The organism is Actinoplanes sp. NPDC051470 (genome assembly GCF_040682035.1).
Taxonomy (GTDB): domain Bacteria; phylum Actinomycetota; class Actinomycetes; order Mycobacteriales; family Micromonosporaceae; genus Actinoplanes.
This window is the reverse complement of sequence record NZ_JBFBAA010000011.1, coordinates 50,480-75,742: the sequence shown is the minus strand read 5'-3', so window position 1 is coordinate 75,742 and position 25,263 is coordinate 50,480. Positions and strand designations below refer to the sequence as shown.

The 25,263-nt window shown below is 70.2% G+C and carries 21 protein-coding genes; 5 read left to right on the top strand and 16 right to left on the bottom strand.

The genetic code is table 11. The features are described from left to right. Window positions 1-45: 45 nt before the first annotated feature. The 4 genes from AB0M54_RS20510 to AB0M54_RS20495 all read right to left on the bottom strand — a co-directional run bounded on the left by AB0M54_RS20510 (window position 46) and on the right by AB0M54_RS20495 (window position 3,576). Entirely contained in the window at window positions 46-906 is an 861-nt protein-coding gene (locus tag AB0M54_RS20510; RefSeq protein WP_364326081.1) for a carbohydrate ABC transporter permease, read from the bottom strand. Continuing rightward, window positions 903-1,853 carry a sugar ABC transporter permease gene (locus AB0M54_RS20505; RefSeq protein WP_364326084.1) on the bottom strand — a complete coding sequence of 317 codons (951 nt, stop codon included), beginning with the start codon at window positions 1,851-1,853 and terminating at the stop codon, window positions 903-905. The genes AB0M54_RS20510 and AB0M54_RS20505 overlap by 4 nt, the downstream gene beginning before the upstream one ends. After that, window positions 1,850-3,226 carry a sugar ABC transporter substrate-binding protein gene (locus AB0M54_RS20500; protein ID WP_364326087.1) on the bottom strand — a complete coding sequence of 459 codons (1,377 nt, stop codon included), beginning with the start codon at window positions 3,224-3,226 and terminating at the stop codon, window positions 1,850-1,852. Before AB0M54_RS20500 ends, AB0M54_RS20505 begins: the two co-directional genes overlap by 4 nt. 143 nt (window positions 3,227-3,369) lie before the next feature. Next, a complete protein-coding gene (locus AB0M54_RS20495) occupies window positions 3,370-3,576 on the bottom strand; it encodes an RNA-binding S4 domain-containing protein (protein WP_364326090.1) in 207 nt (68 codons plus the stop codon). Window positions 3,577-3,739: 163 nt separating this feature from the next. Between AB0M54_RS20495 and AB0M54_RS20490 the strand changes: the two genes are divergently transcribed. After that, window positions 3,740-4,504, top strand: a complete 765-nt coding sequence (locus AB0M54_RS20490; protein ID WP_364326093.1) for a DUF1775 domain-containing protein — start codon at window positions 3,740-3,742, stop codon at window positions 4,502-4,504. A gap of 165 nt (window positions 4,505-4,669) precedes the next feature. Here the strand turns inward: AB0M54_RS20490 and AB0M54_RS20485 are convergent, their stop codons facing one another. Then, on the bottom strand, window positions 4,670-5,614 hold the full coding sequence (locus tag AB0M54_RS20485) for an exopolyphosphatase (RefSeq protein WP_364473077.1): 945 nt from the start codon (window positions 5,612-5,614) through the stop codon (window positions 4,670-4,672). A 157-nt stretch (window positions 5,615-5,771) separates the two neighbouring features. Between AB0M54_RS20485 and zwf the strand changes: the two genes are divergently transcribed. Both zwf and AB0M54_RS20475 read left to right on the top strand, forming a co-directional pair. After that, the gene (zwf, locus tag AB0M54_RS20480) at window positions 5,772-7,265 is read left to right on the top strand and encodes a glucose-6-phosphate dehydrogenase (protein WP_364326099.1); all 1,494 of its coding nucleotides are present in this window, start codon (window positions 5,772-5,774) and stop codon (window positions 7,263-7,265) included. A 136-nt stretch (window positions 7,266-7,401) separates the two neighbouring features. Further along, window positions 7,402-7,734: an STAS domain-containing protein gene (locus tag AB0M54_RS20475; RefSeq protein WP_364473075.1), complete on the top strand. Its 333-nt coding sequence runs from the start codon at window positions 7,402-7,404 to the stop codon at window positions 7,732-7,734. 45 nt (window positions 7,735-7,779) lie between these two features. Here the strand turns inward: AB0M54_RS20475 and AB0M54_RS20470 are convergent, their stop codons facing one another. Beyond that, entirely contained in the window at window positions 7,780-9,744 is a 1,965-nt protein-coding gene (locus AB0M54_RS20470; RefSeq protein ID WP_364326105.1) for a PPC domain-containing protein, read from the bottom strand. A gap of 113 nt (window positions 9,745-9,857) precedes the next feature. After that, window positions 9,858-10,901 (bottom strand): ROK family protein, encoded by a 1,044-nt coding sequence (locus AB0M54_RS20465; RefSeq protein WP_364326108.1) that lies wholly within the window; start codon window positions 10,899-10,901, stop codon window positions 9,858-9,860. Between the two features lie 116 nt (window positions 10,902-11,017). Here AB0M54_RS20465 and AB0M54_RS20460 point away from each other — a divergent pair, with 116 nt between their 5' ends. Together AB0M54_RS20460 and AB0M54_RS20455 are read left to right on the top strand one after the other, a co-directional pair. Continuing rightward, window positions 11,018-12,532 carry a DUF1800 domain-containing protein gene (locus AB0M54_RS20460; RefSeq protein ID WP_364326111.1) on the top strand — a complete coding sequence of 505 codons (1,515 nt, stop codon included), beginning with the start codon at window positions 11,018-11,020 and terminating at the stop codon, window positions 12,530-12,532. A gap of 29 nt (window positions 12,533-12,561) precedes the next feature. Beyond that, on the top strand, window positions 12,562-13,806 hold the full coding sequence (locus AB0M54_RS20455; protein ID WP_364473073.1) for a DUF1501 domain-containing protein: 1,245 nt from the start codon (window positions 12,562-12,564) through the stop codon (window positions 13,804-13,806). 37 nt (window positions 13,807-13,843) lie between these two features. Here AB0M54_RS20455 and AB0M54_RS20450 read toward each other — a convergent pair whose 3' ends face one another. The 9 genes from AB0M54_RS20450 to araB form a co-directional block, all read right to left on the bottom strand. After that, a complete protein-coding gene (locus AB0M54_RS20450) occupies window positions 13,844-15,454 on the bottom strand; it encodes a hypothetical protein (RefSeq protein ID WP_364473071.1) in 1,611 nt (536 codons plus the stop codon). Further along, window positions 15,447-16,448 carry a hypothetical protein gene (locus tag AB0M54_RS20445; RefSeq protein WP_364473069.1) on the bottom strand — a complete coding sequence of 334 codons (1,002 nt, stop codon included), beginning with the start codon at window positions 16,446-16,448 and terminating at the stop codon, window positions 15,447-15,449. Before AB0M54_RS20445 ends, AB0M54_RS20450 begins: the two co-directional genes overlap by 8 nt. Further along, window positions 16,445-17,431 (bottom strand): hypothetical protein, encoded by a 987-nt coding sequence (locus tag AB0M54_RS20440; protein ID WP_364473067.1) that lies wholly within the window; start codon window positions 17,429-17,431, stop codon window positions 16,445-16,447. The genes AB0M54_RS20445 and AB0M54_RS20440 overlap by 4 nt, the downstream gene beginning before the upstream one ends. A 126-nt stretch (window positions 17,432-17,557) precedes the next feature. After that, window positions 17,558-18,808, bottom strand: a complete 1,251-nt coding sequence (gene mmsB, locus AB0M54_RS20435) for a multiple monosaccharide ABC transporter permease (RefSeq protein WP_364326125.1) — start codon at window positions 18,806-18,808, stop codon at window positions 17,558-17,560. Beyond that, window positions 18,805-20,316, bottom strand: coding sequence for a multiple monosaccharide ABC transporter ATP-binding protein (mmsA, locus tag AB0M54_RS20430; RefSeq protein ID WP_364326189.1), 1,512 nt, complete (start codon window positions 20,314-20,316; stop codon window positions 18,805-18,807). The genes mmsB and mmsA overlap by 4 nt, the downstream gene beginning before the upstream one ends. A gap of 11 nt (window positions 20,317-20,327) precedes the next feature. Next, window positions 20,328-21,458 (bottom strand): multiple monosaccharide ABC transporter substrate-binding protein, encoded by a 1,131-nt coding sequence (gene chvE, locus AB0M54_RS20425; RefSeq protein ID WP_364326127.1) that lies wholly within the window; start codon window positions 21,456-21,458, stop codon window positions 20,328-20,330. 17 nt (window positions 21,459-21,475) lie between these two features. Further along, a complete protein-coding gene (gene araA, locus AB0M54_RS20420) occupies window positions 21,476-22,960 on the bottom strand; it encodes an L-arabinose isomerase (protein WP_364326130.1) in 1,485 nt (494 codons plus the stop codon). After that, window positions 22,957-23,631 carry an L-ribulose-5-phosphate 4-epimerase gene (locus AB0M54_RS20415; protein ID WP_364473065.1) on the bottom strand — a complete coding sequence of 225 codons (675 nt, stop codon included), beginning with the start codon at window positions 23,629-23,631 and terminating at the stop codon, window positions 22,957-22,959. Before AB0M54_RS20415 ends, araA begins: the two co-directional genes overlap by 4 nt. Continuing rightward, window positions 23,628-25,253 (bottom strand): ribulokinase, encoded by a 1,626-nt coding sequence (araB, locus tag AB0M54_RS20410; RefSeq protein ID WP_364473063.1) that lies wholly within the window; start codon window positions 25,251-25,253, stop codon window positions 23,628-23,630. Before araB ends, AB0M54_RS20415 begins: the two co-directional genes overlap by 4 nt. Between the last annotated feature and the right edge of the window lie 10 nt (window positions 25,254-25,263).

Genomic DNA, 25,263 nt, shown 5'->3' with positions numbered 1-25,263 from the left:
TCGGCGGACCCCCAAGGTTCCGGGATCCGCCGATCAAAATGATCCTTACTTGACCGAACCGAGCGACAGACCCTGGACCAGCTTGTCCTGGGCCGCGAACCCGGCCACCAGCACCGGCAGCGAGACCACGAACGCCGCCGCGCACAGCTGCGCCAGGAACAGGCCCTGGCTGGTCACGAAGCTGGTCAGGAAGACCGGCGCGGTCTCGGCCACGGTCGCGGTCAGCACCCGGGCGAACAGCAGCTCGTTCCAGCTGAAGATGAAGCAGATCAGCGCGGTGGCCGCGATGCCCGGCATGACCACCGGGGCGATCACCGAGCGCAGCGTCTTGACCAGGTTGGCCCCGTCCATCTGCGCCGCCTCGAGCATCTCCACCGGCACCTCGGAGAGGAACGAGCGCATCATCCACACCGCGATCGGCAGGTTCATCGAGGTGTAGAAGATGATCAGCAGCCAGATGTTGTCGAGCAGGCCGGCGTTCTGGGCGAACAGGTAGAGCGGGAGCAGACCGGCCACGATCGGCAGCATCTTGGTGGAGAGGAAGAAGAAGAGGGTGTCGGTCCACTTCTTCACCGGCTTGATCGACAGCGCGTACGCGGCCGGGATGGACAGCAGCAGCACCAGCGCGGTCGACAGGATGCTCGCGGTGAGCGAATTCAGCAGCGGCGGCCACGGCGAGGCGCCGCCGGTGAAGAACTCGCGGTAGCCCTCGATGGTGAGCGGGGCGAACACCGCGGGCGGGTTCTGCGCTGCGTCCGACTCACCGTGGAAGGAGGTCAGCACCATCCAGACCACGGGCAGCACGAACAGGATGCCGACCACCCAGGCCAGCAGGCTCAGCCAGGGCCCGCCACGCGACTTCTTCTTCTCGACGGCCTGCGGCGCCGTCGTGGCAACCGTACTCATCGGCCCGGGTCCTCTCGGAAGAGCGACGACACGGTACGCAGGGCGAACGTCGCGATGATGATGGTGCCGACGACGACGATCACGGCGGCGGCCGATGCCCGGCCGTAGTCGTGGGCGTTGTAGAAGATCGTGTAGATCGTGTACGGCAGGTTCGCCGTGCCGAGCCCACCGGACGTGATGGTGAAGACCGCGTCGAAGTTCTGCACGATGTAGATCGAGCCGAGCAACCCGCCGAGCTCCAGGTACTGCCGCAGGTGCGGGAGCGTCATGCTGCGGAAGATCTGCCAGCTGTTGGCCCCGTCGATCCGGGCCGCCTCGATCACGTCCAGCGGCCGCCCCTGCAGGCCGGCCAGCAGGATCAGCATCATGAACGGCGTCCACTGCCAGACCAGCGCGAAGATCACCGACCAGAGGGGCATGTTGCTGATCCAGTCGGGCTGGGGCGGGTCGGCGCCGAAGATGCCCCAGATCCAGGTGAGGGCGCCGTTGAAGAGGCCGTACTCGGGGTTGTAGAGGGCGTGCTTCCAGAGCAGCGCGGCCGCCACCGGCACCACCAGGAAGGGCGCGATCATCATGGTGCGGACCGCGCCCCGGCCCCGGAACTTGCGGTCCAGCAGCAGCGCGATCCCCAGCCCGAGGATCAGGCTGATCAGCACCACCCCGGCGGTGAGCAGGATCGTGGTCCAGACCGCCTCGCGCATGTTCACGTCGGTGAACACCCGGACGAAGTTGTCGACCCCGGCGAAGCCCCGCTCGTCGGGGTAGTACGCGTTCCAGTCCATGAACGAGATCACCAGCGTGGCCAGGAACGGCAGCTGGGTCACCACGATCATGAAGATCAGCGCGGGCAGCAGCGGCGCGCGCCGGGCCCAGGCCGAGGTCTTGCGGATCACGCCCGGGGGCGGCGCCGACGTGCCCGCCGAGGTCTTCTCCGCCACGGTGGTCATGAGCTGGCCCCCTGCCTCGACTTGTAGCGTTCGGCGACGTCCTCGGCCAGGCGCTGCCCTCGGTCGAGGGCCTCGTCGACGCTCATCTGCCCGGCGACGGCCGAGCTGACGTACTGGGAGACCTGGGTGCCGAGGTCGGTGAACTCGGGGATGTCGATGAACTGGATGCCGATCGCGGGCCGCGGCTGCACGCCCGGGTTGCGCGGGTCGGCGGTGGTGATGGCGTTCTTGGTCGGCTCGGCGAAGGCGGCGGCGACGCCCAGGTACTCCTGGTTCTCGTAGGTCGAGGCGCGCTTGCCGGCCGGCACGCTGGACCAGCCGACGTCCTGGCCGACGAGTTCCTCGTACTCCTTGGACGACGCCCAGGAGATGAACTTCCAGGCGTTGTCCTTCTTCTCGCTGGCCTGCTGGATGCTCCAGGACCAGGCGTAGAGCCAGCCGCTGCTCCTCGTCTGCATGACCGGCGCGGCGGCGTACCCCATCTTGCCCTTGACCGGCGAATCGTCGGCCTCGAGCGAGCCGGCGGCGCTGGTCGCGTCGTACCACATCGCGGCCTTGCCCTGGACCGTGTTGTTCAGGCATTCGGTGAAGCCGGCCTGCGGCGCCCCGGCCTCGCCGTGCTCGCGGACCAGGTTGACGTAGAAGTTGGTGGCCGCCTTGAACTCGGGCGCGTTCACCTTCGGCGTCCAGTCCTTCTCGAACCAGGTGCCGCCGAACGTGTTGACCACCGTGGTCAGCGGCGCGAACACCTGGCCCCAGCCGGGCTGGCCGCGCAGGCAGATCCCGGCCATCCCGGGCTGCTTGCCGTCCACCCGGGCGGCGATGTCGGCGACCTGGGTCCAGGTCGGGGCGGCCGGCATCTGGATGCCCTGCCCGTCGAGCACGTCCTTGCGGTACATCAGGAACGAGGACTCGCCGTAGAACGGCTCACCGTAGAGCTTGCCGTCGTCCGCGGTCAGCGACTGGGTCATCGACGGCAGGATGTCGCCCTGGTCGAAGCGGGTGTCCGCCTTGACGTAGTCGTCCAGCGGGGCGATCCACTTGGACTTGGCGTAGATCGGGATCTCGAAGTTGGACAGCGAGGCCACGTCGTACTGGCCGGCCTGACTGGAGAACTCCTGACTGATCTTGTCGCGGACGTCGTTCTCGGGCAGGACGGTGAAGTTCACCGAGATGCCCGTCTCGCGGGTGAAATGGGCGGCGGTCAGCCGCTGCAGATCGATCATCTGCGGGTTGTTGACCATCAGGACGTCGATGCTCTTGGGGTTGTCCGAACCGCCCTCGCTGCCACCCCACCCGGCGCAACCGGACGAGACGAGAAGGACGGTTGCGGAGATCGCGGCTGTCGCCGCACGAATGTGGGCACGAGACACGTGGCCTCCCCGGCGAGGCGGACATCGTTGTCACCGGCTGTTGTGACGCCGGTAACAGAACGGTCATCAGTACATGCCTGTGATCGATTACATGTCAACCGTCCGGGGGAGGTCGTGCATAAATGAGTATCGAAATCGACGGCCTAGGCGACGCGGGCCCGGCGCCCCATCACCTCGACCACGTCGCCCCGGTGCAGCTGCCGGCCGCGGCGCAGATCGACCTCTCCGTTGACGCTCACGTCACCGGAGGTGATCAGCACCTTGCCCTCGCCGCCGGTGTCCACCAGGTCGGCGATCTTGAGGAACTGTCCGAGCCTGATCATGTCTCCGTCGATCACTACGTCGCGCATGCCGACCATTGTCGACCACGGCCGGAAAATAATCGTTGAACCCTTGAACCATCCGGGCCCGCGATACGAACTACCCGTCGTGAGCCGAAACCTCATCGCCCGCCGTGCGGGCGTTCTGGCTGCTACCACCGTGGCAGGCGCCCTTACCATGGCCGGCCCAGCCATGGCGGACGTCAAGGTGGAGCCGGCCAGCGCGCCCCAGGGTAGCGGGCAGAATGTCCACTTCCAGTTCACCAACACCTCCTCGTGCACGGTGAACAAGGTCAAGATGCTGATGCCGGCCGACACGCCGGTGGCCGAGGTGTTCCCGCTCTCCAACGAGGGCTGGGCGCCGCTGATCACGCCGCTGAAGCTGACCACCCCGCTGACCAGCGTCCACAACGGCGCCCCGGTCACCGAGACAGCCTCCGCGGTCACCTGGATCGCGATGAAGGGCCACGAGGTCGCGCCGGGCAAGACCGACGACCTGGCCGTCGCGCTGGGTCCGCTGCCGACGACCTCATCGATGCGCTTCACGCTCGAGCAGACCTGCACGGACGGCAAGGCCGGACCGGCCATCCCGGCCGTCAGCCTCGCGCTGACCCCGGCGGCGCCCGGCCAGACCAGCGGCCACGGCGGTCACGGTGACACCGGCGGCGCGACCCAGGGTGGCGGCACCTCGGCCGAGGACGACGCCACGTTCCAGGCGCTCATCGACGCGCAGGACGACGGGCTGGGCTTCTGGACGTACGCGGGCTGGGTGGTCGGTCTGCTCGCGCTCGGCGCCGTGGCCGTGCTGCTGCTCCGCAACCGTCGCCGGCCGGAGGACGAGGCCGGCGACGACGCTCAGGACGAGCCGGAGGACGAGGCCGGCGAGGAGAAGGAACCGGTCGCCGCCGGCGCGCCGCGGGTCACCTCGTGGCGCTACCAGGACGGCCCGGACAACTAGGGCGAGACTCCCCGCGCTGGTGGGCGCGGGTGAATGTCGTGGAATGCGCGTGGGGCGCGGGACACGACGGGCAGGTGGGGTCAAGGGCAAGACCCACGACCTGCGGCCATCGGGGCGGGAGAGTTCGGTCTCCCGCCCCGATGCATACCCAGGCCCAGTGGTAGGTCAGGAGTTGACGCCGGCCGTACGCGGCGTCTTGAGGGCCTCGATGATCTCGCGCTGGACGCGGTCGGCGTCCTCGTGCGGGACCTGGCAGGTGCCCGCGGCCAGGTGACCTCCGCCGCCGTAGCGCAACATCACCTCGCCGATGTCGACCGGCGAGGTGCGGTCCAGGATCGACTTGCCGCAGGCGAAGACGGTGTTCAGCTTCTGACGGCCCCAGATGATGTGCATCGACACCCGGGCCTGCGGGAACATCGCGCACACCATGAACCGGTTGCCGGCGTGGATGGTCTCCTCGTCGCGCAGGTCGACGATGACCACGTCCCCCTCGACGTGGCTGACCCGCTCGAGCTGCTCCTGGAACATCAGCGAGCAGTCGCGGTAGAGGTCGGCGCGCTCGGCCACGTCCGGCAGGGCCAGGATCTCCTCGACCTCCTGCATCTGGATGCAGGCGTCGATGAGCAGCATCATCAGCTGGTAGTTGGAGATCCGGAACTCGCGGAACCGGCCCAGCCCGGTGCGGCTGTCCATCAGGAAGTTGAGCAGCGTCCAGCCCTCGGGCCGCAGGATGTCCTCGAGCGTGTAGTCGGCCGAGTCGGCCTGGTCCACGGCCCGCATCAGCTCGTCGGAGATCTCCGCGAAGCGCTCGGTCCCGCCGAAGTGCTCGTAGATGACCCGGGCCGCCGACGGGGCGTCGGGATCGATGATGTGGTTCGAGAGGCCGGCCTTGTTACGCAACGTCTCCGAATGGTGGTGGTCGAAGACCATGTAAGCGCCCGGCGCGTACGGCAGGTTGGTCAAGATGTCACGTTCAGTTATATCGACCGCGCCGTCCTGGACATCCTTGGGGTGAACGAACGTGATGTCGTCGATCATGTCCAGGACACGCAGCAACACCGCACAGACCAGGCCGTCGAAGTCGCTGCGGGTGACCAGGCGGTACTTCACGTGACGCTCCCTCGGGATCTTCGGCGTTAACTACCAATATGCCACTTTTGCGGCGGCGGACCCGGCGCGATGGCCAGGACGGGTCTGAACCCCGCGCGGAGCGCCCTGCGTAAGGTTCAGTCAGACGCTCACATCGGCCGGAGGACGATCAACGATCATGGACACCGCCCCTCAGCTCATCCAGGAGCGCAGCGCCCCGCCCGCCACTCTGGTGATCTTCGGCGCATCCGGCGACCTGACCCGGCGCAAGCTGCTCCCGGCGGTCGAGAGCCTGGCCCGGCACAACCGGCTCCCCGCCGAGTTCGCGCTGGTCGGCGTCGCTCGCACGCCGATGGAGGACAGCCAGTTCGCCGGCAGCGCGCTGGGCGACCGCAGCCTCCTCGACAAGCCGCAGCTCCAGGGCGGCATCCGCTACGTGTCCGGCGGCTACGACAACCCCGAGACCTACAAGCGGCTCGGCGAGGTCCTCGACGAGCTGGACGCCAGCCGGGGCACCGCGGGCAACCGCATCTTCTACCTCTCCACCCCGGCCGAGGCCTTCCAGCCGGTGATCAACGGGCTGGCCGGGGCCGGGCTCAACCAGGCCCGCGAGGGCTCCTTCGCCCGGCTGGTCATCGAGAAGCCGTACGGGAAGAACCTGCAGACCGCCCACGAGCTGGACGGCATCGTGCACGCCGCGTTCGACGAGCACCAGGTCTTCCGGATCGACCACTACCTGGGCAAGGACACCGTTCAGAACGTCCTGGCCCTGCGCTTCGCCAACTCGATCTTCCAGCCCATCTGGGACCGCTCCTGGGTCGACCACGTGCAGATCACGGTGGCCGAGACGCTGGGCGTCGGCACCCGCGGCGGGTTCTACGAGCACGCCGGCGCGATGCGCGACATCGTGCAGAACCACGTGCTCCAGGTGCTCGCGCTGTCACTGATGGAACCGCCAGCCTCGTTCGAGGCCGAGGGCCTGCGCAACGAGAAGGTGAAGCTGCTCCAGTCGGTGCGGCTGCCCACCAACCGGGACGTGGCCGATCTGGCCGTGCGCGGGCAGTACACGCGGGGCGGCACCCGTGACGACCTGATGGCGGGCTACCGCGAGGAGCAGGGCGTCGACCCACTGTCGCGGACCGAGACCTACGCGGCGATGCGGCTGAACGTGGACAACTGGCGGTGGGCGGGCGTGCCGTTCTACGTCCGCACCGGCAAGCGCCTGCCGGCCCGGCTGACCGAGGTCGCGCTGCAGTTCCAGCGGCCGCCCCACCTGCCGATCCCGACCAGCCAGCTGACCGACCTCGAGGCCGACGCGCTGGTCCTGCGGATCCAGCCGAATGAGGGCATCTCACTGCGCTTCGGCGCCAAGGTGCCCGGCCACTCCTTCCGCGTGCGTACGGCCAGCATGGATTTCTCGTACGACACCACGTTTACCGAGGAGTCGCCGGAGGCGTACGAGCGCCTGCTGCTCGACGCGCTGCTCGGCGACCCGACGCTGTTCATCCGCACCGACGAGGTCGAGCAGTGCTGGCGGATCGTCGACCCGATCATCGAGAACTGGGCGGGCGACCAGTCCCCGATCCCGACGTATGAGGCCGCGTCCTGGGGTCCGACCGACGCCAACCGGCTGATCGAACGCAGCGGGCGGAAGTGGCGCAACGCGCCTTGAGATTCAACTCTGCCTTCAGTCTGGTGTTGGGTGGTGGTGGGGCTGAGGACGGCGGTTCCGGGGAGGCGACTGGAGTGCGCTTACTCGCATAGGGTGGAGAGATCCTTACCCCTCCCCGGAACGAAAGCGACACCCCATGCAGGTCTTGGTCGCGCACCACCCACCGAACACGGCCGTCCTGAATCTCCGCGGCTCTCTCGACATCGACACCGCGCCCGCCCTCAAGGCCAACCTGTCCCGCCTCGTCGAACGCTCGGCCCCGCATGTCGTGGTCGACCTCTCCGGCCTCGACTTCTGCGACTCGATGGGCGTCGGCGTCCTGGTCACCGCCCACGGCCGGGCGATGGAGCGGGGCGGCTGGGTGCGGCTGGCGGCGCCGTCCAGTTTCCTGCGCCGGCTGCTCGACACCCTCGGTCTGACCGAATACCTGGCGCTCTATCCCGACCTGGAAGCGGCGCTCAAGGAGTAAGGGGCGCCCCGGGAGACCCGGGACGCCCCTCGCTGTCCGTGCGTGCTAGCTGGTGATGCCGAAGGCGATCCGGCCCAGCGTGTCCTCGGTGCCGACGAAGCCCTCAGCCGGCGAGAACGCGTCGTCACCGAAGTCGACGTCGACGTCGTCCGCGGTGCCGCCGATGTTGTCCGGACCGACGCCGAACAGGTTCTGGAAGTTCGCGCCGCCCGCGTCCTGCAGGTTGACGTTGAGGCTGGCGTTGTCGGTGTGGAAGTTGCCGAAGAAGTGACCGGCCTCGTGCGAGGTCACGTTGCCGACCGCCTGGGCCACGAACGCGATCCGGTCACTGGCCGGGGTCAGGTACGTGTTCAGCGAGGCCGCGCTCGACCCGGCCGGGTTGCTCAGGGTGTCGAGCAGGACCAGCGCGCTCTCCTGGGTGTCGAAGTTGCCCGGGTCGATGCTCTGCGCGATGCCGATCGTGGCGATACCCGATTCGGCCTGGGTGCCGCCGATGATGATCCGGCTGACGTTCGGCTTACCGAAGGTGTCCGGGTCGTCCAGGCTGTTCGTCACCTGGAGCTTGAACCGGTTGTTGAGGCCCGAGTCGATCATGTCCTGCTTCAGGCTCTCGGTGACGCTGGCCGTGATGGCCGCGATCAGCTCGTCCTCCTGGGACCGCGGGATGTTCCAGCGGGACATGAAGGCGGCGAACGGGGTGAGCGTGACGGTGCCCGGGCCGCCGAAGACCGCGGTGTTCACCCGCGCGCCGTCGAAGTCCAGGAACAGCGTCTGCACCGGCGGGGTGCCGCCCTCGAGCGTGGGACGGAAGGCCTCGACGGTGATGTCGTACGCGCCGGAACCGGTGGTGACGCCGATGAAGTGCCAGCCGGCCTCGGTGGCGACGTAGTCGGTCTGCGCGTTGCCGCCACCCGGGAGCGGGGAGGTCGGCGGGTAGATCGCGGTGGCGTCCTGGTTGGAGCCGTGCACCTCACGCGGGTCGGTGTCGTACACGGTGATGTAGGACGGCGAGCCCTTCACCGACGCGCCGAGCACGTCGCCCTTCTTCAGGTTGACCGAGAAGAAGTCCTCGTCCGCCTGGGCCGTGGTGATGCTGAGGTCGTAGGTGCCCTCGCTGGTGACGCCGTCGCCGCTGGCCGGGTCGTTCGGGCTGGCCTGCAGGTTGCCGTAGGCGCCGACGGCGAGGAAGTAGGTGCCCGCGGCGGGCACCTTGAACTGCAGCTTGCTGGCGAGGAACTCGACCGCGCCGTCGTCGTCGAACGCGACCTGGGTGCCGTCGGCCGCGTACAGCCGGACCAGGGTGTCGAGCCCGCCGGTGAGGTCGCCGGTCTCGGCGGTGATGGTGTCGCCGGCCGCCGAGGTCAGCGAGTAGTAGTCGAAGTCGCCGGTGCTGTCGCCGAGCGAGCCGTGCGCGCCGTCGCCGATCTCGCCGGTGGTGGTGATGCCGTCGGCGGTGACGCCGAGGCCGGTGACCCGGGCGGTCGGGATGCTGCCGTCCTCAGTGGCCGCCGGGGTGGGCGCGATCGCGGTGCTGGTGACCGGCTCGGGGTCGAGCTGACCGACCACGCGGGCCGCGGACGACTGGTTGGCGCCGGTGCCGAAGCCACGGAGCCGCTGGGCGAACGCCGGGGTGTCGTTGCCGCCCCGGGTGCCGTCGAACTCGTCCTCCTCGAAGAGGACCGGGCGCGCGGCGGCCCTGGCGCCGGCCTTGGCCTTGAGTTTGGCCGACGCCTTGGCGGCGGCCTGCTTGGCCAGATATGTCTTCCACCCGCTGTAATCAGCCTTGGCCGGATCGCCCAGGTTGGCCAGGAACGGGTTGACGCCCTTGGGCTTCACTCCCGGCTTGGCCTTCGGCGCGAACGGAACGCCGGCATTGACGGCGGCCTTCTCGGCGGCGCTCAACCCGGAGCGTGAACCACCCGCGGGATCCGGTGCAGCGGTCGCCACGCCCGGTGTAAGCGTGATCAGCCCGAGCAGCACTGCTCCGGCGGTCGCGATGCTCCTTCGCATCTTGTATTCCCCCTTCAGCGCATCCCGGCCCCCCGGCCGTAGACAGCAACCGGAACGCTACTGAAGGTGGCGATCAATATCTAGTGTGGTCAATTGATACGTGTATGACGGACCTATGTGGACTTGACAGTGTCCAATGCGGCCACTGCCGCGCCGCGCGCCCCGGCCATGTCCAGGTCTGCCACCAGCGCGAACGCCGCCGCGTCGACCTGTTCCCGCCGCAACTGGGTGTGTTCACGCACCGTGTTCAAGAACCACTGCCGGAACCCGGGCGTCGCCTCTACGACACCTCCACCCAGGAAATATGCATGTGGATCAGTGAAATTGGCCGCGATCGTGAAAAGCTTCCCGATCGCCTTGGCCTGTTGGCCGAACACGGCCAGTGCGAGCGGATCCTCTTTTTCGCCGTAACCGCGTAAAAGCTTGGCCGCTTTATCGATGGGCTCGGCGGCCAATGGGTGCTCGGGGAATTTGGCCAGCCAGTACGGCAGCAGATTCTTCTTGATGCCGGTGAGCGACGCGATGCTCTCGACATCGCCCTCGAAACCGCAGTTGCAGGCCGGCACCGGCTGGTCCGGCTCCAGCACGTCGTGCAGCGGGATCTGCACGTGGCCGAGCTCGCCGGCCATCCCGGCCGCGCCGCTGATCACCCGGCCGCTCTCCACCACGCCGCCGCCGAGGCCGGTGCCGACGATCGCCGAGATCGAGCCGGTCTCCCCCGCCCGGGCGCCGAAGTGCCGGTGGTGCGCGTAGAGGGCGGCGGCGTTGGCGTCGTTGTTGTAGATCACCGGCAGCCCGATCCGGGCCTCCAGGGCGCCGCGGATGTCGAAGCCGTGCCAGGACGTCTGGTTGAAGTTGGTGGAGCCCTTGGACGAGATCACGCCGGTCGCGCTGGCCGGGCCGGGGGTGTCCAGGCCGACCGCGCGCACCAGGGTCAGCGGTGTGCTGGTCAGCGTCAGGATGTTGGTGAGCGCCTCGGCCAGCTGCTCCACGGCCGGCTCCGGGCCGTCGGTGACCAGGCTCGGGTTCTCGACCAGACGGTCCACCAGGAACCGTCCCGTCGCGTCCAGCACGGTCGCGTTGTTGCAGGTACCACCGTTGTCCAGCCCCACGACGACCCAGGACGCCGGAGTGCGCACCGCTTCGATGTGATCCACACCACGAGACTACGTCCGAGCAGGCCCGGGCGGGAACGGGTGCCCACGGATTGCGCCTCGGTTGCCTCGGTCCGAATCACCGAAGGGCACTGCCCGTACGGGCCGATGAGCCCGGCATGACAACGCGCCGCACCGTCCTCGCCGCCTCTGCCGTTGCCGTCTCGACCGTCGCCGCCGCCGACCTGCTGCTGGCCGCGCCCGCGGTCGCCGCCGGTCCCGCCGACCTGCTCCCGGCCGACCAGATCGCGCACCTGCTGCGCCGGGCGACCTTCGGCGCGACGCCGGCCACCCTGGCCGAGGCGACCAAGCTCGGCGTGAACGGCTGGCTCGACCAGCAGCTGAGCCCGGCCAAGATCAGCGACGCGGCCTGCGACAGCCTGCTGACCCGGCTCCCGCTGGCCGGCGCCGACATCGCGACGGTCCGGTCGAAGCTCAAGGTGCACTCGTACGACGCGTTCAAGGAGCTCGGCCGGGCCACCGTGGCCCGCGCCGTCTGGAGCAACCGGCAGCTGCTGGAGACCACGGTCAACTTCTTCAACAACGTGCTGCACGTGGCGGCGCCCTCAGCGGGCGTCTGGGACAGCCGGAGCGACTACGACCAGCAGGTCATCCGCAAGCACGCCCTCGGCACCTTCGCGGACATGCTGAAGGCCTCCGCCCGGCACCCGGCGATGCTGACCTACCTGGACAACCGGTCGTCGACCAAGGCGCACCCGAACGAGAACTACGCCCGCGAGCTGATGGAGCTGCACACCGTCGGCCTGGTCTACACCGAGGACGAGGTCAAGGCGGCGGCCCGGCTGCTCACCGGCCTGACCGTCAGCAGCGCCGGCGCCTACACCTACACCGCGGCGAAGCACGCCACCGGCGCGGTCAGCGTGCTCGGCTTCCAGCACGCCAACGCCACCGCCGAGGGCGGCGAGGCCGCCGCGCTGGCCTTCCTCGACCACCTGGCCAAGCACCCGGCGACCGCCACCCGGCTGGCCACCCGGATGGTCGTCCGGTTCGTGGCCGACGAGCCGCCCGCGACGCTGGTGGCCAAGCTGGCCCAGGTCTACCTGGACAACGGGACCGCGATCGCCCCGATGCTGCGCGCGCTGTTCACCTCGCCGGAGTTCGCCGCGTCGGTCGGCCAGAAGGTGCGCACGCCGTTCGAGGACCTGACCGCGACCGTCCGCACGCTCGGCCTGGCCCCGGAGAAGGACGGCACCAAGGCCCTGGACGCCCTCTACAACATGCTGGTGGACGCCGGCAACGCGCCGCTGCGCTGGGCCCCGCCGAACGGCTTCCCGGACGTGGCCGCCGCCTGGGCCTCGCCGTCCGCCTTCCTGATGCGCTGCAACAGCCACCTGAACCTCGCCACCGGCTGGTACCCCAGCCAGCTCGTCCGCCCCGCGGATCTGCTCAAGTCCCTGGTGCCCGTCCTGCCCGGCACGTACGGCGCCCTGGTCGACGCGCTGGCCCGCCGGCTCGCCGGGACGACGCTCCCGGCCACGCACACCGCCGCCGTGCTCAGTGTCGCGGGCAAGCTGCCGACCAGTCCCTTGAGCAGTTCCGACAAGTCGCTCGCGGGCAGCCTGCCGTACCTGATCGCGCTGGTCCTCGACGCGCCGACCTTCTCGCTGAGGTGATCTCTGTGAACGCTGCTTCTTGTGACGAGATGTCCGGTATATCGCGCCGAGGCGTTCTCGGCCGCACCCTGGCCGTGGGCGGCGGCGCCGTGCTGGCCGGCCTGGCCGGTGAGGGCCTCTCCACCCGGCTGGCCTACGCCGGCGAGGGCTACACCGGCGACACGCTGGTGGTGCTGTCGCTGCGCGGCGGCTTCGACGGGCTGTCGGCCATCGCCCCGATCGGCGACACCGACTACTACAAGGCCCGGCCCAGCATCGCCCTGCCGAAGAGCGCGGTGATCGCCGGCGACGGCACGTTCGGGCTGCACCCGGCGCTGGCCCCGCTGCTGCCGCTGTGGAACGACGGCCGGTTCGCCGCGGTGCAGGCGGTCGGCCAGCCCAGCCCGACCCGGTCACACTTCGCCGCGATGGAGGAGATGGAACGGGCCGCGGCCGGCACGTCGCTGCGGACCGGCTGGCTGGACCGGATGCTCGGGCTGACCGGGAGCACCGCGCCGCTGGCCGGGGTGGCGATGGGCAACGCGATGCCGTCGCGGATCTTCGGCGGGCCGACCGGCGACGTGTCGATGGCCTCGATCGACGACTTCAAGCTGGCCGGTGAGAGCAGCAAGCGCCCGATGGCGGCCGCGCTGCGCCGGATGTACGCCGACGCGCCGGCCGCGCTGGCCGCCCCGGCCCTGGCCGCCGACCGGGCGCTGACCGCGAGTGTGCCGCTGCGGGCCGAGAAGTACGCGCCGGCCAACAACGCGATCTACCCGGCCACCCCGCTCGGCGAGGCCCTGCGCGACCTGGCCCGGCTGATCAGGTCCAACGTCGGGCTGGCCGCCGCCGCGGTCGACTCCGGCGACTGGGACATGCACGAGGCGCTCGGCGCCGCGGTCAAGGGCCAGCGGATGTACGACAACCTGTACGACACGTCGCTGGCCCTGGCCGCCTTCGCCGCCGATCTCGGTCCCGACGGCATGGCCAAGGTGACCGTGGTGACGATCAGCGAGTTCGGCCGCCGGGTCGGCGAGAACGGCTCGAAGGGCGTCGACCACGGCCACGGCAACGCGATGATGCTGCTCGGCGGCGGGATCCGGGGCGGGAAGGTCTACACCAGGTGGCCGACGCTGGCGCCCGGCGCCCTGGCCGACGGCGACCTCGCGGCCACCACCGACTACCGCTCGGTGATCGGCGAGATCCTGCAGAAGCGATGTGGCTTCGGCGCGCTCGACGACGTTTTCCCGACCATCACGCCGTCGTCGTTCGGGCTGGCCGCCGCCCGTTCCTGAGCCGCGGGCCGCTCCCGCTCGGCCTCGTCCGGCCGCGTCATCGACCGGCGGTCATCTCGGTGAGCCGCCGGTCGATCCGCAGCATCCGGTCGCTGGTCTCGAGAACCTGGCCGGGCCGGTCCAGCCGGTCGTAACAGCCGCGCAGCACCCGCAGGAAGACCAGCTCGCGGGCCAGGTAGACGGGCAGCGGCGCGCCGATCGAGTCCATCCGGGCGGTCGCCTCCTCGTAGTGCACGGCCGCCGCCTCGTCGTCGCCGCGGGCCAGGATCGCGTCCAGGCCCAGCCCGGCGGTGGCCTCGGCGGCCAGCCAGCGGGCGTGCCCGGAGCTGCCGCTGATCCCGTACAGCAGGAGGACCTCGCGGAACTCCCGGTCGGCGGCCGCGTAGGCACGCCCGCCGGCGCCGCTCTGCCCGCGGCAGATGGCGCTCAGGCCGAGCCCGAGGCGGGCCCGCATGCTCAGCAGCACGCTCTCCGGCGACCCGTTCAGGTAGGCCCGGTAGCTCTGCTCGGCCGGGTCCAGGGCGGACAGATCGGCGCCGGGCTTGCAGGACACCCCGGCCCGGTGGGCCTCGGCCAGCCCGATCAGCGCCCGGCCGTAACCCGGCTGCGCGGCCAGCGCACGCTCGAAGTAGGCGATCGCCCGTTGCGGGTTGCGGCGCCCGGCCGCGTTGCCGGCCATCAGGTCGACCACCGCCCGGTGCACCACCGGCCCCTGGGCCTGGCCGCCGATGAGCTCCAGTTCCTGGCCGGCCCGCACGAAGTGGTCCTCGGCCATCTGGTAGTCGTCGTCGGCGTAGGCGCCCAGCCCGCGGACGAAGGTGACCACCCCGCCCAGGTAGTGCCGGGTCGCGGCGGACAGCTCGCCGGTCGCCCCGGCGGGCTCGGTCAGGGTGAGGTCCTGCCGCCCGCCGAACTCGGGGGTCTCGGCCAGCGCCCGGTCGCCGAGGAAGATCTCGACCGTGGTGACCGTCCGGCGGCCGGCGGGATGCACGGCCGGTCGCAGCACCACGTCGGCGTGCTGCTCGGCGGCGGCGCTCGCGAGGTCGGCGCCGGGCGGGCCGGCCAGCGCCCGGACCTGGATCGCGGCCGAGTCGCCGGCCCACGCCCGCAGGTCGCGGTCGAGCGCGAGGGCGGGCGCGGGACCGGCCGCGGTCAGCACCAGGACGTTGAACGCGCCGCTCATCGGCGCCGACGTCAACCGCTGATCGGCCGCGACCAGGAAGCCGGCCGCCACCAGCACGATGGCGGCCAGAACGCCGGGTAACACCCGTCGCCGGCTCGGTGGCGTGGGCGCCTCGGGCGCCACGCGCGGCGGGGCCGGTGCTTCGACCACGAGGCCGGCCCGGTTCCAGCGGGCCTCCCAGCGCGGCAGCTCCCGGTCGAGCTCGTCGGTCCGGCCGGCATAGCGCAGACACCCGATCACGTACGCCCGGGTCGTCTCCCACGACGGCACCTTGCGTCCGCTGGCCGCCTCGGAGAGCGTGCTGGTGGCACAGTGCGCCAGGCCGCTGAGCACCCGGTAGGGCGGGTTGCCGCACTCGGCCCGCAGGTCGCGCAGGCGCTGCGCGAAGTCCCGCAGGTTGGCCGGGATGCTCCCGTCCAGCTCGGCCTGGCGCCGGCCCCGCCTCGCTGCCGCGGTGTCAGTCACGTCCGGCCTCCGACGTGCAGAAGACATTCAGATGGGGCCCGTCGCGCAGGGCCGCGCTGGTGATGCCCCAGCAGGCGTTCGGCAGGTCGCCGCCGGTGCGGAACACGGCATGCCCACCGCCGAGCGCGTCGGCGCGGACCCGGAAGGTCGAGAAGTAGTGGTCCTCGCGGTAGACATGGAAGTCCACTGTGCCATTCGGCGGATAGCCGGCGAAATACAGATGCAGATCGACGCTGTGGTCGAGGAACGCGCTCCCCCGATCGAGCCAGAGGCGTGGTGTCGTCGGCCGGGTCACGGTGAAGACGGCCTCGGCGTGCCGCTCCCCCTGCCGGGCGGTCACGCGATAACCACCGGCCCGGTACGACGGCAGGATCGGCCACCCGAAGAAGTTGGCCGGGTCGGGTTGCGGCGGGACCGCCACCGGCCGGCCGCCGGGCGGCGTGACGGTGACCTGGAGCGGCCGGTCGCTCCGGAAGCCGAGGAAGCAGAGCAGGAACTCGGTCGGGATCAGCGGCTTGCTCGCCATCTCGATGCGCGGCCGCGTGGCCTCGGGGTCGTAGCACTCGGGGCCGCCGCCGAAGAAGAACTCGACCTGCTCCGGCACACCGTCGGGGCGGTCGTCCGGATGCCTCAGGGCCCCCTCGATCAGCACCGGGTCGTCGGCCGGCGGGTTCCCCGGCGTCCGTGCCGGCGGCGGCGCGATCACCTGGGCGTGCGGCCGGGCGCGCCGCGGCGCCGGTCCCGGCCCGGTCGCCGGATCCGCTCCCGGCGCCACGGACCCCGGCGAGGCCGGGCCAGACGAGATCGGGCCGGGCGAGATCGGGCCGGACGAGATCGGGCCGGACGAGGCCGGGCCGGGCGACCGCGGCTCGGGCGACGGCCCGGGGGTGTGGATGATGCCGGGCGGGCGCGCGGTGGGCGGCGCCGGCCGGTCGAGGGCGGCCAGCACCAGCCCGGTCGCCACGGCGGCGGCCAGGGTGGCGGCGGCGATCACTCGGCCCCTGATGTGCAGAATCCGTTCTCGGTGTTCGGCGGCTCGTCACCGGTCGAGTCGCCCAGGGCGGGGTGGCTCACGCCGAAGCACCCGTCCGGCGGGTCGTCACCGGTACGCAGGATGGCGTGACCGCCGCCGGACGCGTCGGCCGGGACCCGGAAGGTCGCCCGGTAGCCCTCGCCGGCGTAGAGGTTGAAGGCGACCATGCTGTCCGGCGGGAAGCCGGCGTAGTACATGTGCACGTCGGTGCTGGCCCGGAAGGCGGGCGGGCGGTCGATCCAGAGCCGGGGCCGGGCCGGCCGGAGCACGTTGACCGTCTTGGTGACCACGGTGTTCCCCTGGCGGGCGGTGATCCGGTGGGCGCCGGCCCGGTGCGAGGGCAGCCGCGGCCACTCGTACCTGTGCCCCTGCTCCTCGCTCCTGGTGGCGGGCAGGGTGCGGGTGATCGTCCGGCCGCCGGGTGGCGTCAGGGTGATCCGCACCGGCCGTTCCTTGTCGAACCCCATGAAGCACAGCTGGAAGCGGCTGGGGATCACGGCGTCGTCCGACAGCGTGATGGCCGGGGGCGGCGGCGGGATCCGGTCGAAGCACTCCGGCCCGCCCCCGAAGAAGAAGTTCACCTGCTCGGGTACGCCGTCCGGCCGCGGCTCCGGCGCCATGTCCTCGGGCCTCTCGACCACCACCGGACGGTCCGCGGGCGGCCCTGGCCCATCCGGGAGGGCCGGGGGCTTGTTGTGGTCGCGCAGCCGCTCGGGCGACCGGGAGCGGCGGGGCGAGGGCACGGCCGGCCGCTCGGCGGCGGGCCGGTCGGGGATCGGTTGCGCGGAGGGGTCGGCCGGCGCCACCTCAGGGCTACGGGCGGGCGCGACCGCGGGGGTGGCCGCCTCGTCCGGCCCGGTCACCGCCACCACGGCCACACCGGCCAGGACGCCGGCGAGCACCACGCCGGCGATGATCGCGGTCGGCCGCCGCCAATCCCTCATACCGCCCTCCCCGAGACCCGCCGCGGGTCCATGGTGGAGGAAGGTACCGAACGGGACGGTGAAGAGTCGGATTCAGGTCACTACGACGGGAGGAGGGACCGCAGTGCCCTCCTCCCGTACCGCGGGTCAGCGCGACGCGCCGGCCCGCCGCTTGGCCCACACGTCGAAGGCGACCGCGGCCAGCAGGACCGCGCCCTTGACCAGCATGACCGACTCGGTCTGCGCGCCGATCAGGCCCATGCCGTTGTTGATCACGCCCATGATCAGGCCACCGGTGATCGCGCCGACCACCTTGCCGACCCCGCCCTGCACCGCGGCGCCGCCGATGAACGCGGCCGCGATGGCGTCCAGCTCGAACTGGTCACCCGCGGTCGGGTTGGCCTGGTTGAGCCGCCCGGCGAAGATGATGCCGGCCAGGGCCGACAGCACGCCCATGTTCACGAAGATCCAGAAGATCACCGACTTGACCTTCACGCCGGACAGCGTGGCGGCCTGCAGGTTGCCGCCCACGGCGTAGATCTGCCGGCCGAACACCGCCCGGTTGGTGAGCACCGAGTAGCCGATCACCAGCGCGGCGAGCAGCACCAGCACCCAGGGCAGGTTCTTGAACCGGGCGAGCTGGAGGACCACGTACATGACCACCAGCGCGGCCAGCGCGATCTTCAGGACGAACAGCGGGATCGGGTCGACCGCCTGCTCGTAGCGCAGGCGGGCGATCCGGGTCCGCCACTGGCTGAACGCGAACACCGCCACCGCGGCCACCCCGACCAGCAGGCTGAACAGGTCGGCCCCGCCGAGCGCGCCCAGGCCGATGTTGCCCAGATAGCCCTCGGTGAAGCCGTTGGCCAGGGTGCGCACCTCGTCCGGGAACGGGCCGATGCCGCGGTTGCCGAGCACGGTCAGCGTGACCGCCCGGAACAGCAGCATGCCGGCCAGCGTCACGATGAACGCCGGGATGCCGAAGTAGGCGACCCAGTAACCCTGCCAGGCGCCGATCAGACCGCCGATCAGCAGGGTGACCAGCACGGCCAGCGGCCACGGCCAGCCCTGGTTGACCATCATCACCGCGGCGAACGCGCCGCTGGCGGCCACGATCGAGCCCACCGACAGGTCGATGTGCCCGGCGATGATGACCAGGATCATCCCGATCGCCAGGATCAGGATGTACGAGTTCTGCACCACGATGTTGCTGATGTTCTGCGGCGCCAGCAGGTCGCCACCGGTGAGGATGGTGAACAGCACCACGATCGCCGCGAAGGCGAAGTAGATGCCGCTCTGGCGCAGGTTCAACTGGAAGCGCCGGGGTCCCTCCGGCCCGGCGCCGGCCGGTACCGGATCGACCGCAAGGTCGGCATTGCTGGGCGCGACGCTGGTCATTGCGCCTGCCCTGCGGTCATGAGCGTCATCAGGCCCTCCTGGGTGGCGTCCGACCGGGGCACCTCACCGGTGATCCGGCCGGCCGACAATGTGTAGATGCGGTCGCAGAGGCCGAGCAGCTCGGGCAGCTCACTGGAGATGAGCAGCACCGCCTTGCCCTCCTCGGCGAGCCGATTGATGATCGTGTAGATCTCGTACTTGGCGCCGACGTCGATGCCTCGGGTGGGCTCGTCCAGGATCAGGACGTCCGGGTTCGTGAAGATCCACTTGGACAGGACGACCTTCTGCTGGTTGCCGCCGGAGAGCTTGCCGGTGATGCTCGAGACGCTGGGCGCCTTGATGTTCATCGACCGGCGGTACTCCTCGGCGACCTTGAACTCCTCGTTGTCGTCCACCCAGCCCCGGCGCGCGAGCTTCCGCAGACCGGCGGCGGAGACGTTGCGCTTGATGTCCTCGATCAGGTTCAGGCCGTAGCGCTTGCGGTCCTCCGTCGCGTACGCGATGCCGTTCCTGATCGCGTCCCGCACCGACCGCAGGTGGATCTCCCGCCCGTCCTTGAAGACCCGCCCCGAGATCCCGATGCCGTACGCCCGCCCGAACACGCTCATCGCGAGCTCGGTGCGGCCGGCGCCCATCAGCCCGGCCAGGCCGACGATCTCGCCCCGGCGCAGCGTCAGGTTGGCGTTGTCGACCAGGACCCGGCCGTGCTGCGTCGGGCTGTGCACGGTCCAGTCCTCGATCCGCAGGATCTCGTCGCCGACGTGCGGCTCCCGCGGCGGGAACCGGTGGTCGAGGTCGCGGCCCACCATCCCGGCGATGATCTTCTCCTCGGTCACCTCGTCGGCGGCCATGCTCATCGTGGTGATCGTCTTGCCGTCGCGCAGGATGGTGACCCGGTCGGCGATGGCCATCACCTCGTTCAGCTTGTGCGAGATGATCACGCAGGTGATCCCCTCGTCACGCAGGCCGCGGATCAGGTCGAGCAGGTGCTCGGAGTCCTCGTCGTTGAGCGCCGCGGTGGGTTCGTCGAGGATCAGCAGCTTGACCTCCTTGGAGAGCGCCTTGGCGATCTCCACGAGCTGCTGCTTGCCGACGCCCAGATCGACCACCGGGATGACGGCGCTCTCGGCCAGGCCCACGCGGCGCAGCAACTGCTGCGCCGCCTGGTTGGTGCGGTTCCAGTCGATCATGCCGCGAGTCGCCTGCTCGTTGCCGAGGAAGATGTTCTCGGCGATCGACAGGTTCGGGGCCAGCGCCAGCTCCTGGTGGATGATGACGATGCCCCGGTGCTCACTGTCCCGGATGCCGGCGAACCGGCACGGCTCGCCGTCGAAGAGGATCTCTCCGTCGTACGAGCCGTGCGGGTAGACGCCGGACAGCACCTTCATCAGCGTGGACTTGCCCGCGCCGTTCTCACCACAGATCGCGTGGATCTCGCCGCGTTCCACGTCCAGCGTGACGTCCTGCAAGGCCTTCACACCCGGGAAGGTCTTGGTGATGCCCCGCATCGACAGGATGGTCACTTCAGATCCGAGTCCTTGTAGTAGCCGGTGTCGACCAGGGCCTTCGTGTAGTTGGTCTTGTCCACGATGACCGACTCGAGCAGCATCGACGGCACGACCTTGACGCCGTTGTCGTAGTCCTTGTCGTTGTTCGTGGTCGGCTTCTGGCCCTTGAGCACGGCGTCGGCCATGCCCACGGTGGTCTTGGCCAGCTCGCGGGTGTCCTTGTAGATGGTGGAGTACTGCTCACCCTTGATGATCGACTTCACCGAGGCGAGCTCGGCGTCCTGTCCGGTGACAACCGGGTAGGGCTGGCCCGTGGTGCCGTATCCGTTGCTCTTCAGGGCCGAGAGAATACCGATCGAGAGGCCGTCGTACGGCGACAGCACGCCGTCCACCTTCAGACCCGAGCGGTACGTCGAGGTCAGCAGGTTCTCCATCCGGTCCTGAGCGGTCTTGGGCTGCCACCGCAGGATCGCGACCTTCTTGAACTCGGTCTGCGTGCTCGGCACCTTCAGCGTGCCCTTGTCGAGGTACGGCTTCAGCACCGACATCGCGCCGTTGAAGAAGAACGTGGCGTTGTTGTCGTCCGGCGAGCCGGCGAACAGCTCGACGTTGAACGGGCCCTTGGCGGTGCCCGGCGAACCGTCGGCGTTGACCAGCTTGAGACCGGTCAGCAGCGAGGTCGCCTGCTGCACGCCGACCTTGAAGTTGTCGAAGGTCGCGTAGTAGTCGACGTTCGGCGAGTTGCGGATCAGCCGGTCGTAGGCGATGACCGGGATCTTGTTGTCCTTGGCGCTCTGCAGCTGGGTGGTGATCGCGGTGCCGTCGATCGACGCGATGATCAGCAGCTTGGCGCCCTTGGTGATCTGGTTGTCGAGCTGGTTCACCTGGGTCGGGATGTCGTCCTCGGCGTACTGCAGGTCGACCTTGTAACCCAGCGCCTCGAGCTGCTTCTTCAGGTTGTCGCCGTCGCCGATCCAGCGCTCCGAGGACCGCGTCGGCATGGTCACGCCGATCAGCGCGCCGGCGTTGTTCGCGCCGCCGGACGCCTGCTGGTCGACGGTCTTCTCGCTGGAACCGCAGGCGGCCAGCGCCGCGGTGAGGACGGTGGCCGAGGCCACCGCCGCCAGACGGGTGAAACGCATGAATTCTCCTCTATTTTTCACAGGGGCCGGGCCAGGCGGTAGTACGCCTGATTCCAGCGGATCCGGTCCGCAAAGTCATCAACATTTGTCGATGAGTCGATGATCAGGAGCTCAGTATTGAGCATGGTGGCGAAGTCGCGAAGGGTCTCGGCCCCGACGGCCGCGGTCATCACCGTGTGGTGCGGGCCGCCGGCCGTCAGCCAGCTCTCGGCCGAGGTCGACAGCGACGGGCGCGGCTTCCACACCGCCCGGGCGACCGGCAGCCGGGGCAGCGGCTCGTCCGGCGGCACCACGTCCACCTCGTTGGCCACCAGGCGGAACCGCTCGCCCATGTCGGACATGCCGATCACCACGGCCGGGCCGGGCGCGGCGTCGAAGACCAGGCGGACCGGGTCCTCGCGGCCGCCGATGCCCAGCGGGTGGATCTCGACCCGCGGGGTGCCGGCCGCGATCGTCGGGCACACCTCGAGCATGTGGGCGCCGAGGATCTTCGGCTCACCCGGCCCGAAGTGGTACGTGTAGTCCTCCATGAACGAGGTCCGGCCGCCCGGGGCCATCGCCTTGATCGTGGCCAGCAGCACCGAGGTCTTCCAGTCGCCCTCGCCGCCGAAGCCGTACCCGTCGGCCATCAACCGCTGCACCGCCAGGCCCGGCAGCTGACGCAGCCCGCCCAGGTCCTCGAAGTTGGTGGTGAAGGCGCCGAAGCCGCCCTCGGTGAGGAAGCGGCGAAGGCCGGCCTCGATGCGCGCGGCGTACCGCAGCGAATCGTGCCGCTCGCCGCCGCGGGCCAGTTCGGGCGCCAGCTCGTACGCGTCGGCGTACTCGGTGACCAGCTTGTCCACTTCGTCGTCGCCGGCCGAATCCACCCGCTCGACCAGATCGTTCACGCCGTACGTGTTGACCGAGACGCCGAACTTCAGCTCGGCCTCGACCTTGTCGCCCTCGGTGACGGCCACGTCGCGCATGTTGTCGCCGAAGCGCGCCAGCCGCAGGGTCCGCAGATGTTGCACGCCGGTCGCCGCCCGCGCCCACCGGTTGATCCGTTCGACCACGCCCGGGTCGCTGGCGTGCCCGGCCACCGTCTTGCGCGGCACGCCCAGCCGGGCCTGGATGAACCCGAACTCCCGGTCGCCGTGCGCGGCCTGGTTGAGGTTCATGAAGTCCATGTCGATGGACTCCCAGGGCAACGACTCGTTGAGCTGGGTGTGCAGGTGGAGCAGGGGCTTGCGGAGCGCGTCCAGCCCGGTGATCCACATCTTGGCCGGCGAGAACGTGTGCATCCAGGCGATCACGCCGACGCAGTTCGGGTCGGCGTTGGCGGCCAGCATGACGTCCCGGATGGCCGCGCTGCCGGTGAGCACCGGCCGGCCGACCAGCTCGGCGATCAGCCCGTTGCCGGTGAGCATCCGCTGGATCTGCTGCGACTGGTCGGCCACCTGGTCGAGGGTCTCCGGACCGTAGAGGCCCTGGCTGCCGGTGAGGAACCAGATCTGGGGTGTCACGCTCGCGGCTCCTGTCCGTAGACGTTCTGGTAGCGGTCGTAGAGCGAGTCGATGTGCTGCCGCGCGATCGGCGCCGGCTCGCCGAGCTGGCGGGCGATGTGCACGGTCCGGGCGACGTCCTCGCAGAGCACCGCCGACTTCACCGCCGACTTCGCGTCCTTGCCCACGGTGAACGGGCCGTGGTTCCGCATCAGCACCGCCCGGGACCGGTAGGCGCGGAGCGTGTCGACGATGCCGCGGCCGATCGAGTCGTCACCGATCAGCGCGAACGGCCCGACCGGGATCTCGCCGCCGAACTCGTCGGCGATCATCGTGAGCACGCACGGGATGGGCTCGCCGCGGGCGGCCCAGGCGGTCGCGTAGGTGGAGTGGGTGTGCACCACTCCCCCGACCTCGGGCATGTGCTGGTAGACGTACGCGTGGGCGGCGGTGTCCGAGGACGGCGCCAGATCGCCCTCGACCAGCTTGCCGTCGAGGTCGGTGACGACCATGTTCGCCGGCGTGATGTCGTCGTAGGAGACACCGGACGGCTTGATCACCAGCAGGTCGGCCCCGGGCACCCGGGCCGACACGTTGCCCGCGGTCCACGCCACGAGTTGATTGCGCACCAGCTCGGCGTGCAGGGCGGCCACCTGCCGCCGGAGCTCGAGGATGCTCTCGGCAACCGTCATGAGGTCACGACCTTGCGCTGGATGGCGCGAAGCTTGCGCATCACGCTGTTCTCGCCACGGCCGAAGTAGTCGTGCAGGCGCACGTACTCGGCGTACAGCTCGTCGTAGACCGCACCCGCCGCCGGATCGGGCGACCAGACCGCGTCCTGCTTGCGGCCCATGGCCGCGGCCGCGGCCCGCACGTCGGGGTACGCGCCGGCGGCCGCGGCGGCATGGATCGCCGAGCCCAGCGCCGGGCCCTGGTCCGACCCGATCACCGACAGCGGCATCTTCAGCACGTCCGCGTAGATCTGCATGACCAGCGGGTTCTTGATCAGCCCACCGGCCGCCACGAACTCGCGCACCTCGACGCCGGCCTGCTGGAAGGTCTCCACGATGACCCGGGTGCCGAAGGCGGTCGCCTCGATCACCGCGCGGTAGACGTCCTCCGGCTTCGTCGCGAGCGTCTCGCCGACCACCAGGCCGGACAGCTCGGCGTTGACCAGCACCGAGCGGTTGCCGCCGTGCCAGTCCAGCACCAGCAGGCCGTGCTCGCCCGGCTTCTGGCCCCGGGCCAGGTCGGTGAGCTGCTCGTGGGTGTAGCCGGGCGGCACCACGTGGGCGAAGATGTCGCCCACCCCGCTCTGGCCGGCCTCGTAGCCGAACAGGCCGGCCACGATCCCGCCGTCCACCACCCCGCACATGCCCGGCACGACCTTGACCTCGTCGTGGTTGACCATGTGACAGGTCGAGGTGCCCATCACGGCGACCATCTGGCCCGGGTCGAGCGCCTGGGCGGCGGCCGAGGTGACGTGCGCGTCCACGTTGCCGACGGCGACCGCGATGCCCTCGGGCAGGCCGGTCCACTCGGCCGCGCGGGCGCCGAGCCGGCCGGCCGCCTCGCCGAGCTGCCCGATCGGTTGGTCCAGCTTCGTGTCGACGAAGTCGGCGAAGTCGGGGTTGAGCTCGGTCAGGAACTCCCGCGACGGGTACGCGCCGTCCTGCCGGATGCCCTTGTAGCCGGCCGTGCAGGCGTTGCGGACGTAGTCGCCGGTGAGCTGCCAGATGATCCAGTCGGCCGCCTCGACCCAGCGCTCGGTGGCCGCGTACACCTCCGGGTCCTCCTCGAGGACCTGCAGCGCCTTGGCGAACTCCCACTCCGAGGAGATCAGCCCGCCGTAGCGCGGCAGCCAGGACTCGCCACGCTTCGCGGCGAGGGCGTTGATCCGGTCGGCCTGTGGCTGGGCGGCGTGGTGCTTCCAGAGCTTGATGTACGCGTGCGGCGAGCTGGCGAAGCGGTCGAGCTCGTTGAGCGGGGTGCCGTCGGCCGTGGTCGGCACCATGGTGCAGGCGGTGAAGTCGGTGCCCACCCCGATCACCTGGGCCGGGTCGACCTGGGCCGCGCGCAGGGCCGCGGGGACGGCGTTGCGCAGCACCTCGATGTAGTCGGCCGGCACCTGCAGCGCCCAGTCGTGGCCGAGCGGCGTGCCGTCGGGCAGCGTCTCGGTGAGCACCGCGTGTGGGTAGTCGTGCACGGCCGAGCCGAGCTCGGCGCCGTCGGAGACCCGGACGACGACGGCACGACCGGAGAGCGTTCCGAAGTCGATTCCCACGACGTACGCCGGCGGTGTGTGCTGGGTCATGAAGCGAAAG

Coding starts and splice junctions, on each gene's coding strand:
- AB0M54_RS20510 (WP_364326081.1), bottom strand. CDS start 906: ATGAGTACGGTTGCCACGACGGCGCCGCAGGCCGTCGAGAAGAAGAAG.
- AB0M54_RS20505 (WP_364326084.1), bottom strand. CDS start 1,853: ATGACCACCGTGGCGGAGAAGACCTCGGCGGGCACGTCGGCGCCGCCC.
- AB0M54_RS20495 (WP_364326090.1), bottom strand. CDS start 3,576: ATGCGCGACGTAGTGATCGACGGAGACATGATCAGGCTCGGACAGTTC.
- AB0M54_RS20490 (WP_364326093.1), top strand. CDS start 3,740: ATGGCGGACGTCAAGGTGGAGCCGGCCAGCGCGCCCCAGGGTAGCGGG.
- zwf (WP_364326099.1), top strand. CDS start 5,772: ATGGACACCGCCCCTCAGCTCATCCAGGAGCGCAGCGCCCCGCCCGCC.
- AB0M54_RS20475 (WP_364473075.1), top strand. CDS start 7,402: ATGCAGGTCTTGGTCGCGCACCACCCACCGAACACGGCCGTCCTGAAT.
- AB0M54_RS20470 (WP_364326105.1), bottom strand. CDS start 9,744: ATGCGAAGGAGCATCGCGACCGCCGGAGCAGTGCTGCTCGGGCTGATC.
- AB0M54_RS20460 (WP_364326111.1), top strand. CDS start 11,018: ATGACAACGCGCCGCACCGTCCTCGCCGCCTCTGCCGTTGCCGTCTCG.
- AB0M54_RS20455 (WP_364473073.1), top strand. CDS start 12,562: ATGTCCGGTATATCGCGCCGAGGCGTTCTCGGCCGCACCCTGGCCGTG.
- AB0M54_RS20440 (WP_364473067.1), bottom strand. CDS start 17,431: ATGAGGGATTGGCGGCGGCCGACCGCGATCATCGCCGGCGTGGTGCTC.
- mmsB (WP_364326125.1), bottom strand. CDS start 18,808: ATGACCAGCGTCGCGCCCAGCAATGCCGACCTTGCGGTCGATCCGGTA.
- mmsA (WP_364326189.1), bottom strand. CDS start 20,316: ATGCGGGGCATCACCAAGACCTTCCCGGGTGTGAAGGCCTTGCAGGAC.
- chvE (WP_364326127.1), bottom strand. CDS start 21,458: ATGCGTTTCACCCGTCTGGCGGCGGTGGCCTCGGCCACCGTCCTCACC.
- AB0M54_RS20415 (WP_364473065.1), bottom strand. CDS start 23,631: ATGACGGTTGCCGAGAGCATCCTCGAGCTCCGGCGGCAGGTGGCCGCC.
- araB (WP_364473063.1), bottom strand. CDS start 25,253: ATGACCCAGCACACACCGCCGGCGTACGTCGTGGGAATCGACTTCGGA.